The organism is Streptomyces olivochromogenes (genome assembly GCF_001514115.1).
In the GTDB taxonomy this organism is placed as follows: Bacteria; Actinomycetota; Actinomycetes; order Streptomycetales; family Streptomycetaceae; genus Streptomyces; species Streptomyces olivochromogenes.
This window is the reverse complement of record NZ_KQ948453.1, coordinates 423496-435954: the sequence shown is the minus strand read 5'-3', so window position 1 is coordinate 435954 and position 12459 is coordinate 423496. Positions and strand designations below refer to the sequence as shown.

At 70.8% G+C, this 12459-nt stretch carries 12 protein-coding genes; 1 reads left to right on the top strand and 11 read right to left on the bottom strand.

Annotated elements, in window-relative coordinates; genetic code table 11:
- Positions 1–8: 8 nt before the first annotated feature.
- The 11 genes from yajC to pgsA all read right to left on the bottom strand — a co-directional run bounded on the left by yajC (position 9) and on the right by pgsA (position 9972).
- Positions 9–521, bottom strand: coding sequence for a preprotein translocase subunit YajC (gene yajC, locus AQJ27_RS11660; RefSeq protein WP_067365921.1), 513 nt, complete (start codon positions 519–521; stop codon positions 9–11).
- A gap of 164 nt (positions 522–685) precedes the next feature.
- Complete coding sequence (ruvB, locus tag AQJ27_RS11655) at positions 686–1756, bottom strand: Holliday junction branch migration DNA helicase RuvB (protein WP_067365918.1); 1071 nt, start codon at positions 1754–1756, stop codon at positions 686–688.
- Between the two features lie 120 nt (positions 1757–1876).
- The gene (gene ruvA, locus AQJ27_RS11650; protein WP_067365915.1) at positions 1877–2485 is read right to left on the bottom strand and encodes a Holliday junction branch migration protein RuvA; all 609 of its coding nucleotides are present in this window, start codon (positions 2483–2485) and stop codon (positions 1877–1879) included.
- Positions 2482–3063 carry a crossover junction endodeoxyribonuclease RuvC gene (gene ruvC / locus AQJ27_RS11645; protein ID WP_067365911.1) on the bottom strand — a complete coding sequence of 194 codons (582 nt, stop codon included), beginning with the start codon at positions 3061–3063 and terminating at the stop codon, positions 2482–2484. Before ruvC ends, ruvA begins: the two co-directional genes overlap by 4 nt.
- Positions 3064–3198: 135 nt before the next feature.
- On the bottom strand, positions 3199–3951 hold the full coding sequence (locus AQJ27_RS11640; protein WP_067365906.1) for a YebC/PmpR family DNA-binding transcriptional regulator: 753 nt from the start codon (positions 3949–3951) through the stop codon (positions 3199–3201).
- A gap of 74 nt (positions 3952–4025) precedes the next feature.
- Positions 4026–4634, bottom strand: coding sequence for a pyridoxal 5'-phosphate synthase glutaminase subunit PdxT (gene pdxT / locus AQJ27_RS11635; RefSeq protein WP_067365903.1), 609 nt, complete (start codon positions 4632–4634; stop codon positions 4026–4028).
- A gap of 39 nt (positions 4635–4673) precedes the next feature.
- Positions 4674–5588 carry a pyridoxal 5'-phosphate synthase lyase subunit PdxS gene (pdxS, locus tag AQJ27_RS11630; protein WP_067365899.1) on the bottom strand — a complete coding sequence of 305 codons (915 nt, stop codon included), beginning with the start codon at positions 5586–5588 and terminating at the stop codon, positions 4674–4676.
- 561 nt (positions 5589–6149) lie between these two features.
- The gene (locus AQJ27_RS11625) at positions 6150–6695 is read right to left on the bottom strand and encodes a LemA family protein (RefSeq protein ID WP_067365897.1); all 546 of its coding nucleotides are present in this window, start codon (positions 6693–6695) and stop codon (positions 6150–6152) included.
- Positions 6696–7091: 396 nt separating this feature from the next.
- Positions 7092–8252: a glycosyltransferase family 4 protein gene (locus AQJ27_RS11620; RefSeq protein WP_067365894.1), complete on the bottom strand. Its 1161-nt coding sequence runs from the start codon at positions 8250–8252 to the stop codon at positions 7092–7094.
- Positions 8249–9253 carry a phosphatidylinositol mannoside acyltransferase gene (locus AQJ27_RS11615; RefSeq protein ID WP_079064920.1) on the bottom strand — a complete coding sequence of 335 codons (1005 nt, stop codon included), beginning with the start codon at positions 9251–9253 and terminating at the stop codon, positions 8249–8251. The genes AQJ27_RS11620 and AQJ27_RS11615 overlap by 4 nt, the downstream gene beginning before the upstream one ends.
- Positions 9250–9972: a phosphatidylinositol phosphate synthase gene (pgsA, locus tag AQJ27_RS11610; protein WP_079064919.1), complete on the bottom strand. Its 723-nt coding sequence runs from the start codon at positions 9970–9972 to the stop codon at positions 9250–9252. The genes AQJ27_RS11615 and pgsA overlap by 4 nt, the downstream gene beginning before the upstream one ends.
- 244 nt (positions 9973–10216) lie before the next feature.
- On the opposite strand from pgsA, the gene AQJ27_RS11605 reads away from it, so the two are divergent.
- Positions 10217–12412, top strand: a complete 2196-nt coding sequence (locus tag AQJ27_RS11605) for an elongation factor G-like protein EF-G2 (protein ID WP_067365890.1) — start codon at positions 10217–10219, stop codon at positions 12410–12412.
- Positions 12413–12459: the final 47 nt, after the last annotated feature.

Here is a 12459-nt window from a genome sequence, read left to right as displayed (position 1 = left end):
GGGCGTGACTACTTCGCGTCGGACTCGCCGTCGGTCTTCTTCGGCTCTGCTTCGTCGGCCTCGTCGGCCTTCGCCTCGGCGGGCTTGTCGGACGGCTCGGCGGCCACGTCCTTCTTGCCGAGGTCGAGGGGCTTGTCGTCGGAGGCGTCGGAAGAGGCGTCGGCGGCGGGCTCGTCGGTCTCGGTGAGGGAGGAGGCGTCGTCGGGAACGACCGACCCGTCCGCATCCAGGTCGTGCTCGATGCCGTGGACGATGCGGTTGTACTCGTCGTCGGAGAGCACGGCGCCGATCGAGTTCTTCGCAAACAGCAGGTCGACGCCCGGGCCGGCGTCAAGGAGGACCGAGTCCTCGTTGACCTCCTTGACAGTGGCGTACATGCCACCGATCGTGCGCACGCCGGAGCCGGGCTGCAGCTCATTGCGCATGGAAGCGGCCTGCTGCTGCTTCTTCTTGGCCGACCGGGTCATCAGGAACATGGCCCCGATGAGCACGATGAACGGGAGGAGGGTCACGAGACTCACGGGTCGGAACTTCCTTCTTCGACCGCGATTGGTGAGCGGCCTGCTGGATGGGGGTATGTATGCCGTCGACAAGGGCGGCATCGGCGGAGTCTAAGCGAGTCCGCACTCAGGGAACAACGCTCAGCATGGCACCGGGGTTCCTGACCCCGCGAGTGCGCACGCCGTCACGCCCCGAACAGGTCCCCTTGTCCGTTTCCCCCCGTGGACTGGCGCGGCGGCGTCAGACCGAGATGGGCCCATGCGGCCGGGGTCGCCACCCGGCCGCGCGGTGTACGGGCGAGCAGTCCCTCCCGTACGAGGAAGGGCTCGGCGACCTCCTCGACGGTCTCGCGCTCCTCCCCCACCGCGACCGCGAGCGTGGACAGACCGACCGGGCCGCCGCCGAACAGCTTGATCAGGGCCTCCAGGACACCGCGGTCGAGCCGGTCGAGGCCTCGGGCGTCGACCTCGTAGACCTTGAGCGCGGCCCCGGCGATCTCGCGCGTGATGATCCCGTCCGCCTTGACCTGCGCGTAGTCCCGGACGCGGCGCAGCAGACGGTTGGCGATGCGGGGCGTGCCGCGGGAGCGCCCCGCGATCTCGGCGGCGCCTTCCGAGCCGATCTCCACGTCGAGGAGATGGGCAGAACGGTGGATGACGCGCTGGAGCTCCGCGGGTTCGTAGAACTCCATGTGCGCGGTGAAGCCGAAGCGGTCGCGCAGCGGGGGCGGCAGCAGACCCGCGCGCGTGGTGGCGCCGACCAGCGTGAACGGCGGCAGCTCCAGTGGGATCGCGGTGGCGCCGGGGCCCTTGCCGACGATCACGTCGACGCGGAAGTCCTCCATCGCCATGTAGAGCATCTCCTCGGCGGGCCGGGACATGCGGTGGATCTCGTCGAGGAACAGCACCTCGCCCTCCTGGAGCGAGGAGAGGATCGCCGCCAGGTCACCGGCGTGCTGGATGGCGGGGCCGCTGGTGATGCGGATGGGGGCGCCCATCTCGGCGGCGATGATCATCGAGAGGGTGGTCTTGCCGAGGCCGGGGGCGCCGGAGAGCAGCACGTGGTCGGCGGTGGCGCCGCGCGCGCGGGCGGCGCGCAGGACGAGGTCGAGCTGCTCGCGGACCTTCTCCTGGCCGATGAACTCGTCCAGGTCCTTGGGGCGCAGGGCCGCCTCGACGGCCTGGTCCTCACGGTCGGCGGACGCGCCGACGAGCCGCTCGGCGTCGCTCTCGTCGGTCGTGTCGTCCCAGTTCACTGAAGTTCTCCTAGCCGTGGCATGCCGGCTGTGTCATCCGGCCGGGGGTCCGGGGGCGCTACCCGGGAAGACACAGCGTGCATGTGTGCCTCGCGGTCTGGTGGTGGGGCGGCCGGTGGTTCAGCGGGCGCGGTTGAGGGTCTGGAGGGCGGCCTTGAGCAGCCGGCCCACCTGGGGTGTGCCCTCGGCGGCCTCGGCCTGCGGGGCGACGGCGGAGACGGCCTCGTCGGCCTCACGCGTCGCGTACCCGAGGCCGATCAGCGCGGCGTGCAGCTGGTCGCGCCACCCGGTGCTGACCGGGGCGCCGATGCCGGTGCTCGTGCCGAGGGGCTCGCCGAGCCGGTCCTTGAGCTCCAGCAGGAGCTTCTGGGCTCCCCTCTTGCCGATGCCGGGTACGGCCGTGAGCGTCTTCTCGTCACCCGTGGCGATCGCGCGGCGCAGGGTGTCGGGCGAGTGCGTGGCGAGCATGGCCTGCGCGAGGCGTGGGCCGACACCGCTGGCGGTCTGGAGCAGCTCGAAGGTTCCGCGCTCGTCGTCGTCGGCGAAGCCGTACAGCGTCAGGGAGTCCTCGCGCACGACGAGGGAGGTGGCGAGCTTGGTCTGCTGTCCCATCCGGAGCCCGGAGAGCGTATTGGGTGAGCACTGGACGGCGATGCCGATGCCGCCGACCTCGACGACCGCGGAGTCCGGGGCGAGGGCGGCGACCGGGCCGCTGACGAAGGCGATCATGCGGTACGGCCTTTCGAAGCGTGGTGCGAAGCGGGTTTCGACGCGTGCAGGGCAGCGGCTTGCTGGAGTCGGTTCTGCGCGACGGCCTGCTGGAGCCGGTTCTGCGCGGGGGCGCGCCAGATGTGACAGATGGCGAGGGCGAGGGCGTCCGCCGCGTCGGCGGGCCTGGGCGGCGCGTCGAGCCTGAGCAGCCTGGTGACCATGGCACCCACCTGGGCCTTGTCCGCGCGTCCGCTGCCGGTGACGGCGGCCTTGACCTCGCTCGGGGTGTGCAGGGCGACCGTCAGGCCGCGGCGCGCGGCGCAGAGCATGGCTACGGCGCTGGCCTGGGCCGTGCCCATCACCGTCCGCACGTTGTGCTGGCTGAACACCCGCTCCACGGCGACGACTTCGGGCTCGTACTCGTCGAGCCACTGCTCGATGCCCTGCTCGATGGCGACGAGGCGCAGGCCCAACTCGGCGTCCGCCGGAGTGCGTACGACCCCGACGCCGCGCATGGTCAGGGGTCGGCCCGCGACTCCTTCGACCACCCCGACACCGCATCGGGTCAGTCCCGGGTCAACGCCCAGCACCCGCACCCCAAACCCCCTCCTTCGATCTCCCCGGCCACCGCTGGGAGGTACCCCCACAGTTCGAGCAGGCTATCGGGTGCCACTGACAAAGCGACGGGCCGACGGGGTGTGTCCCGTCGGCCCGTTCGACTGTCGCGTGCCTCAGGCGTCGACCTTGGCCATCACGTCGTCGCTCACGTCGAAGTTGGCGAAGACGTTCTGCACGTCGTCGCTGTCCTCCAGGGCGTCGATCAGCTTGAAGATCTTCCGGGCGCCCTCTTCGTCGAGCTCGACCTGCATGGTCGGGACGAAGTTGGCCTCGGCGGAGTCGTAGTCGACGCCGGCGTCCTGGAGGGCCGTGCGGACCGCGACCAGGTCGGTGGCCTCGGAGATGACCTCGAAGGACTCGCCGAGGTCGTTGACCTCTTCGGCACCCGCCTCGAGCACGGCACCCAGGACGTCGTCCTCGGTCAGCTCGCCCTTGGGGACGATGACGACGCCCTTGCGGTTGAAGAGGTACGAGACGGAGCCCGGGTCGGCCATGTTGCCGCCGTTGCGCGTCATGGCGACGCGGACGTCCGAGGCGGCGCGGTTGCGGTTGTCGGTGAGGCACTCGATGAGCACCGCGACGCCGTTCGGCCCGTAACCCTCGTACATGATCGTCTCGTAGTCGGCGCCACCGGCCTCGAGACCGGCGCCGCGCTTGACCGCCGAGTCGATGTTCTTGTTCGGGACCGAGCTCTTCTTGGCCTTCTGGATGGCGTCGAACAGCGTCGGGTTACCGCCCGGGTCGGCGCCACCGGTGCGGGCGGCGACCTCGATATTCTTGATCATCTTCGCGAAGAGCTTGCCGCGCTTGGCGTCGATCACGGCCTTCTTGTGCTTCGTCGTAGCCCATTTAGAGTGGCCGGACATCTGCCTGTCTCCTTCGCGTAACCCATCCTGTACGAACTCCCCCGGACCTTGAGGATCTGGGGGACCCCCAGATCCTACAAGGACTCCGGTATCCGGTTCGCGCGCACCATGTCGACGAACAGGCCGTGCACGCGGTGGTCGCCGGTCAGTTCCGGGTGGAACGACGTGGCGAGCGCGGTGCCCTGACGTACGGCGACGATGTGGCCCTCGTGCTCGGCGAGCACTTCGGCCGCGGCGCCCACGGACTCGACCCAGGGGGCGCGGATGAAGACGCCCTCTACAGGATCGCCCTCGACGCCCCGGACGTCGACCGCCGCTTCGAAGGACTCGTTCTGACGTCCGAAGGCGTTGCGGCGCACGATCATGTCGATGCCGCCGATCGTCTCCTGGCCCGAGCGCGGGTCGAGGATCTTGTCGGCGAGCATGATCATGCCCGCGCAGGTGCCGTAGACGGGCATTCCCGCGCGCACGCGGGCGCGGAGGGGCTCCATCAATCCGAACAGGACGGCAAGTTTGGAGATGGTGGTGGACTCGCCGCCGGGGATGACCAGGCCGTCCACCTCGGCGAGCTCCTCGGGACGCCGCACCGGCCTGGCCACGGCGTCGGCCGCGGCCAGGGCGATGAGGTGCTCCCGTACGTCGCCCTGGAGTGCCAGGACGCCTATGACAGGTGCGTCAGTCATGTACGTGATGCCTTTGTCCGGTCTCGTGTGTCCGGTCTCTTACCAGCCGCGGTTGGCGTAGCGCTCGGTCTCGGGGAGGGTGTCGCAGTTGATGCCGACCATGGCCTCGCCCAGGTTGCGGGAGGCGTCCGCGATGATCTTCGGGTCGTCGTAGAAGGTGGTCGCCTTCACGATGGCGGCGGCGCGCTTGGCCGGGTCGCCGGACTTGAAGATGCCGGAGCCCACGAAGACGCCCTCGGCGCCGAGCTGACGCATGAGAGCGGCGTCGGCGGGGGTCGCGACACCACCGGCGGAGAACAGCACGACCGGGAGCTTGCCGAGCTCGGCGACCTCCTTGACCAGCTCGTACGGGGCGCGCAAGTCCTTGGCGGCGGCGTACAGCTCGTTGTTGTCGAAGCCGCGCAGACGGGCGATCTCGTTCTTGATCTGGCGCAGGTGACGGACGGCCTCGACGACGTTGCCGGTGCCTGCCTCGCCCTTGGAGCGGATCATGGCGGCGCCCTCGGCGATGCGGCGCAGGGCCTCGCCCAGGTTGGTCGCACCGCAGACGAAGGGGGTCGTGAAGGCCCACTTGTCGGAGTGGTTGACCTCGTCGGCCGGGGTGAGGACCTCGGACTCGTCGATGTAGTCGACGCCGAGGGACTGGAGGACCTGGGCCTCGACGAAGTGGCCGATGCGGGACTTGGCCATGACGGGGATGGAGACCGCGTCGATGATCTCCTCGATCATGTTCGGGTCCGACATACGGGCCACGCCGCCGTCCTTGCGGATGTCGGCGGGCACCCGCTCCAGGGCCATGACGGCCACGGCGCCGGCGTCCTCGGCGATCTTCGCCTGCTCGGCGTTGACCACGTCCATGATCACACCGCCCTTGAGCTGCTCGGCCATTCCGCGCTTGACGCGGGCGGTGCCGGTTGCGGTGTTCTCGGCGGTGTTGGAGAGCGTGCTGGACACGGGTTGACCTCACTCGGTGAAAGAGGGTTTCTGCAGCACCGAGGAAACGTGAATGGACCAGTCCACAGCAAGGGCCAATGGGGAGCCGGTGGATCCTTTTCGCCCCCGCCGCCCCTACCCGTCCCATCCCCGGGGGCTCCGCCCCCAGCCCCCCGCCTCGGCCTGAACACCCTCGCCCTCAAACGCCGGCCAGGCTGAAAGACGCGCACAGCGCCCCTCCTGGGGCAGGGCACGCGGGGCGAAGCCCCGCCCCAGGGGCGCGAGGAACTGCGCGACCAGCCCCCACCGGCCCGCAGCCAAACGACTCCGGGTAGGCGGGGGATGCGGGGCGAAGCCCCGCCCCAGGGGCGCGAGGAACTGCGCGACCAGCCCCCACCGGCCGTCAGCCAAAAGACAACAGGCAGGCGACAGATCGGGGCGCAGCCCCGCCCCAGGGGCGCGGGGAACTGCGCGACCAGCCCCCACCGGGCCGGAGCCGAACAGCCACCGGGCAGGCGGGGATTCGGGGCGCAGCCCCGGAGCGAACACGCACCCACCCGCGGCCGGAAGGGACCTCCGTCCTCAGGTCGTGGGACGGTCCGCCAGCGCGATGGGAGGCTCGTCGTCCATTTCGAAGGCCATGGGGAAGGGCGCATGGCCGGCGAGGCGGAACCAGCGAACCTTGCGGTGGCGACGAAGAGCGCGGGCGGCACGCACCGCGTCGTTGTGGAACCGCCGAGCCATCGGCACCCTCCGCACCGCCTGCGCCAGCTCGGTCGCCGCCGCGTCCCCACCAGGCGCCTCCCGCACCGCCTCCACCTGCTGCACCTCTCCGAAGACGGCCCGCAGGGCCTGGCTGAGGTCGCTCTCGGCCACCTCGCGCTGCTCCTCCTCCGCCTGCCGCGCGGCATGCGCGGCCTCGTAGAGCACGATCGAGGCGGCGGGATCGAGCACCCCGGAGGTCGCCAGCTCCTGGGCGACCGAGGCACGGCGCAACAACTGCGCGTCGAGCGCGGCACGGGCGGCGTCGATCCGGGCGTGCAGCCGGTCGAGACGCCCCGCGGTCCAGCTCAGGTAGAGGCCGATCGCGACGAGGCCGACGAGGATCCAGATGAGGGTTGCGGTCACGGGCGGCAAGGCTACCCGGGTGTGCGCACCCCTCCCCCACGTCCCAGACGCAACGGAAACCACCGTGCCGGGCGGAGGAGCCCCCGCGGACGACCCGCTCGGCGGGGTCCGTCGCCGAGGTCTCGACCGAGGTCCCGGAGGGCGCGGTGAAGGCGTCCGCGCACCACCCCCACACGTTCCCGAAGTGCTGTGCGGGCCGAAGCCGTTGGGCTCGCAGGAGTCCACCGGGACGGTTCCCGTACGGCCGCCGGGGCGGGTGCTGACCCGGGGGGGAAGTCACCCTGCCAGGTGTTCACGCGCTCCTGGCCGACGGGGACGAACTCATCTCCCCAGCTGGTAGCGGCGGCCTGCCGAGCCACCGCTCGCCGCGTACTCCCACTCCGCCCCGGTGGGCGCTCAGTCCCGGGCCAGTCCGAACCTCGCCCGCAGACCCGTCCGTTCGTCCGTGGCGACCGCCGCCGCACCGTCCGTCACCGTCTCGTAGACGGACAGGATGTCCGCGCCGACGGTCGACCAGTCGAAGCGCCGTACGTGGGCGCTGCCCCGCGCGCGGAGCTCGGCCCGGCGCTCGGGGTCGCCGAGCAGCCGCAGGGCCGCGGCGGCCAGGTCGTCCGCGTCTTCGTTGGCGAAGAGTTCACCGGCCGCGCCCTGGTCGAGGACCTGCGCGAAGGCGTCGAGGTCGGAGGCCAGCACCGGTGCGCCCGCCGACATCGCCTCCACGAGGATGATGCCGAAGCTCTCGCCGCCGGTGTTGGGCGCCACGTACACGTCGACGCTGCGCAGGAAGCGGGCCTTGTCCTCGTCGCTGACCATGCCGAGGAACTCGACCCGCGAGCGCATCTCGGCCGGCAGGGACTCGACGGCCTCCTCCTCGTCACCGCGTCCGGCGACCAGGAGCCGGGTCCCCGGACGCTCGGCGAGGATCTTGGGCAGGGCCTTCATGAGGACGGGCAGGCCCTTGCGGGGCTCGTCGATGCGGCCCATGAAGCCGAGGGTGTCGCCCTGCCACTCGGGCTTGGGCTTGGCGCGGGCGAAGAAGTCGACGTCGACGCCGTTCGGGATGACGACCGCGTCGCCGCCCAGGTGCTCGACGAGGGTACGGCGGGCGTACTCGCTCACCGCGATCCGCGCGCTGATCTTCTCCAGGGCCGCCTGGAGGATCGAGTACGCGGCGACCATGGCCCGGGAGCGCGGGTTGGAGGTGTGGAAGGTGGCGACGATGGGGCCCTGCGCGGCCCAGCACGCGAGCAGGCCGAGCGAGGGCGAGGCCGGCTCGTGGATGTGGATCACGTCGAAGGTGCCGTCGTGCAGCCAGCGCCGCACCCGGGCCGCCGACAGGAAGCCGAAGTTCAGGCGCGCCACGGAGCCGTTGTAGGGCACCGGGACCGCGCGGCCCGCCGAGACGACGTACGGCGGCAGCGGTGTCTCGTCGTCCGCGGGGGCGAGCACGGAGACCTCGTGCCCGCGGCGGATGAGGTGTTCGGCCAGGTCACGGATGTGGAACTGGACGCCGCCCGGCACGTCCCAGGAGTAGGGGCAGACGATGCCGATCCTCACGGGGCCCTCTTCTCGGAATCCTTCTGGGCGTTGTCAGGATCCTTGTTGTCATGATCCTTGTTGTCAGGATTTCCGCTGCCGGAATCCCTGTTGTCGGGATCCTTCCCGGGATCGAGGTCCTTGAGCCACAAGCGCTGCAGCATGTGCCAGTCCTCCGGATGTTCGGCGATACCCGTGGCGAAGGCGTCGGCCAGCGCCTGTGTCATGACAGACGTCTTCTCGGCCCGGGTGCCTGTCTCGGGGACCTCGACGGGGGGATGCACACGGCCCTGCATCACGGGTGACTCGTCGTACCAGAGCGTGACCGGCAGAAGGACGGCGCCGGTCTGCTGGGCGAGCAGCGCCGGGCCCGCGGGCATCCGGGTCGTCTCGCCGAAGAACTCCACCTCGACGCCCGAGGCCGACAGATCACGCTCGGCGACCAGGCAGATCAGTCCGCCGTCCCGCAGCCGCCGGGCCAGCGTGCCGAACGCGGTGCCGCCGCTGTGCGGCAGGACCTCCATGCCGAGGCCTTCGCGATAGGCGACGAAACGGTCGTACAGCGACTCCGGCTTGAGGCGCTCGGCGACGGTCGTGAACGGGGTCTCCAGCTTGGTGGTGACCCAGGCGCCGGCGAGGTCCCAGTTGCCCATGTGCGGCAGGGCCAGGATGACGCCCTGGTCGGAGGCGAGCGCGTCCGTCAGATGGTGCACGTCCTTGCAGTCGAAGCCCGTCCGCACACGTTCCTTGCTCCAGGCGGGGAGGCGGAAGGACTCCATCCAGTAGCGCAGGTACGAGCGCATGCCCGCCCGGGAGAGCTCGGCGAGCCGCTCCGGGGTCGCGTCGGGCAGCACGCGCGCGTAGTTGCTCTCCAGCCGTTGTACGCCCTTGCCGCGCCGCTTCCAGGCGATGTCCGCGATCGTACGGCCCAGGCGCGCCGCGACCGGCTCCGGAAGCTTCTTGACGGTGCTCCAGCCGAGCGCGTACGCCCCGTCCACCAGCCTCTCCTGGAAACCGGTCACGACGTGGCCCCGCTGTTCTGCGCCGCGGCCGCGGCGTCCGCCTCCGCGGACTCCCGGCGCACCGTGACGACGCGCTGGATCAGCGTGACGAGGCTGCCGACGGCGACGATCCACAGCGCGACGGGCAGCAGCCACTGGATGCCGGGCACCCCGAACTTGTGCAGCCCCGCGAGGCCCGCCGCGACCAGGGAGATCACCAGGCGCTCGGCGCGCTCGACCAGGCCGTTCACGGCGACGGGCAGACCGATCGACTCGCCACGGGCCTTGGTGTACGAGACCACCTGGCCGCTGGCCAGGCAGAAGATCGAGACGGCGCACAGGGCGTTGTTGTCGCCGCCGCCCGCGTACCAGAGCGCGAAACCGCCGAAGATCGCGCCGTCGGCGACCCGGTCGAGCGTGGAGTCCAGGAAGGCGCCCCAGCGGCTGGAGCGGCCGAGCTGGCGCGCCATGTTTCCGTCGACCAGGTCGGAGAAGACGAAGAGCGTGATGACGATCGTGCCCCAGAAGAACTCCCCCCGGGGGTAGAAGACCAGCGCGCCCGCCATGACTCCGGCCGTACCCAGGAGGGTGACCGTGTCGGGGCTTACCCCCCGACGGATGAGAAACGCGGCGAACGGTGTGAGGACACGCGTGAAGAATGCACGCGCGTACTTGTTCAGCATGGCCTTCCCGAGGGTCGGTGTCGCCGCGCGGCCCCTGCTGGCCACCGGCTGGCCCATCGTAGCCACGCGCGCGCTTGTGCGACGGCCGGGCACCCGCACCCCGTGTCTCGGTGGGATGCCACCGATGTCACGGCGGGATCGCGTCCCCCGTATGGACGCACCGTGACGCGAGTGCAAAGCTCGAAGACACCGCGGGCGTCATCGGAGCCGCACCGCTGGGGGCACCTCCCGGACGAAGTCTGGGGGAGGTTCCGGCTTGCCCGCGCCCAAAGAGACCTCACCGTGCACGGGAGGCAAGACCATGGGCGACAAGGCGAACGCACATCCCGGAGCCGCCGGCAGGGCTACGGCGGCCGACCACCCCGCGTCCGTACGGAATGTGGTGCTGGTCGGCCACAGCGGATCCGGCAAGACGACATTGGTGGAAGCTCTCGCGCTGACGGCGGGAGCAGTGAACCGGGCGGGCAGGGTGGAGGACGGCACCGCCGTCTCCGACTACGACGAGATCGAGCACCGGCAGCAGCGCTCGGTGCAGCTGTCCCTGGTACCCGTCGACTGGGACGGATACAAGATCAACATCATCGACACCCCCGGATACGCCGACTTCGTCGGGGAACTAAGGGCCGGTCTGCGCGCCGCGGACGCGGCCCTTTTCGTCGTCTCGGCCTCGGACGGGGTGGACGGCTCGACCCGGATGGTGTGGGAGGAGTGCGCGGCGGTCGGCATGCCGCGCGCCATCGTGATCACCCACCTCGAGTCGGCGCGCGCCGACTTCGACGACATGACGCGGATCTGCGCCGAGGCCTTCGGCGCCGACGACCCCGACGCCGTACTGCCGCTGTACCTGCCGCTGCACGGCGCGGAGGGGCCCGACGGGCACGCCCCCGTCACCGGGCTGATCGGGCTCCTCACACAGCGGCTGTTCGACTACTCCTCCGGGGAGCGCAAGGAGGCCGAGCCGGGACCGGAACAGCTGCCGCTGATCGAGGAGGCGCGCAACCGGCTGATCGAGGGGATCATCGCCGAGAGCGAGGACGAGACCCTCATGGACCGTTATCTGGGCGGCGAGCAGATCGACGTCAAGACGCTCGTGCAGGACCTGGAGAGGGCCGTGGCGCGCGGGGCCTTCTTCCCGGTCCTGGCGGCCGCGCCCGCCGCCGAGGGTGCCCGCCAGGGGCTCGGCACCGTAGAGCTCCTGGAACTCGTCACGGGCGGCTTCCCGACCCCGCTGGAGCGCCCGGCGCCCACCGTGACGACACCGGAAGGCCAGGAACGCGAGGTCAAGGCCTGCGATCCGAACGGACCGCTGGTCGCGGAGGTCGTGAAGACGGCCAGCGACCCCTATGTGGGCCGGGTCTCCCTCGTCCGCGTCTTCTCGGGCACCCTGCGCCCCGACGAGACGGTGCACGTCTCCGGGCACGGGCTCGGCGACCGAGGGCACGAGGACCACGACGTCGACGAGCGCGTCGGCGCCCTGTCCGCGCCGTTCGGCAAACAGCAGCGCTCCCTGACGCACTGCATCGCGGGCGACCTGGCCTGCGTGGCGAAGCTCAACCGGGCCGAGACCGGTGACACGCTCTCGGCCAAGGACGACCCGCTGCTGATGGAGCCCTGGCAGATGCCGGACCCGCTGCTGCCGCTCGCCATCCAGGCACACAGCAAGGCCGACGAGGACAAGCTCTCGCAGGGCCTGGGGCGGCTGGTCGCCGAGGACCCCACCATGCGCCTGGAACAGAACCAGAACACCCACCAGGTCGTCCTGTGGTGCCTGGGCGAGGCCCACGCCGACGTCGCCCTGGAGCGGCTGCGCAACCGGTACGGCGTCCAGGTCGACGTGGTCCCGCACAAGGTCTCCCTGCGGGAGACGTTCGCGGACAAGGCCGCGGGGCGCGGCCGCCATGTGAAGCAGTCCGGCGGGCACGGGCAGTACGCGATCTGCGAGATCGAGGTCGAACCCCTCCCGAACGGCTCGGGAATCGAGTTCGTGGACAAGGTCGTCGGCGGGGCCGTGCCCCGGCAGTTCATCCCCTCCGTCGAGAAGGGGGTGCGGGCCCAGGCCGCCAAGGGCGTGGTCGCGGGCTATCCCCTCATCGACGTACGGATCACCCTGCTCGACGGCAAGGCGCACTCCGTGGACTCCTCCGACGCGGCGTTCCAGACCGCGGGCGCGCTCGCCCTGCGTGAGGCGGCCACCGACACCAGGATCCATCTGCTGGAGCCGGTGGCCGAGGTGACGGTCCTGGTCGGCGACGAGTACGTGGGCGCCGTGATGAGCGATCTGTCGGGGCGGCGCGGCCGGGTGGTCGGCACCGAGCAGGCGGGCGGCGGACGCACGCTCGTACGGGCCGAGGTCCCGGAGATCGAGATCGGACGGTACGCCGTGGATCTGCGCTCTCTCTCGCACGGCACCGCACGCTTCAACCGCACCTACGCACGGCACGAGCCGATGCCGTCGCAGATCGCCGAAAGGATGCGCGAACAGGCCCAGAACGCCTGACGGTTCGGCTTCTCTCACCCTCGGCGGGCGGCTTCGGCCGTCCGCCG